The 273-nt window shown below is 46.5% G+C and carries 1 pseudogene; it reads left to right on the top strand.

The window, feature by feature from the left end:
- A pseudogene (locus A3712_RS21745) lies at window positions 1-273 on the top strand (heme anaerobic degradation radical SAM methyltransferase ChuW/HutW); the annotation flags it as partial.

The following is a 273-nucleotide window of genomic DNA, read 5'->3' as shown; positions in this document are numbered from 1 at the left end:
TTAGGCAAGGCTATTCGCCAGTACTTCCCACTCGCCAATGATGTTGAAATGACCTTAGAAGGGCGCATCAACCGATTCGGTGATGACATGTTTGATTGTGCACTTGAAGGTGGCTTCAACCGATTCTCATTTGGTATTCAAAGTTTCAACACCAAAGTACGACGCAGCGCGAAACGTTTAGATGACCGTGAAGTGGTTCTAGAACGTATCAGCTCTTTAAGCCGCACTGAGCAAGCACCGATCGTTCTCGATCTACTGTATGGTCTACCATAC

It is taken from the genome of Vibrio sp. HI00D65, assembly GCF_001635455.1.
Lineage (GTDB): Bacteria > Pseudomonadota > Gammaproteobacteria > Enterobacterales > Vibrionaceae > Vibrio.
This window is presented reverse-complemented; position numbering and strand designations above follow the sequence as displayed.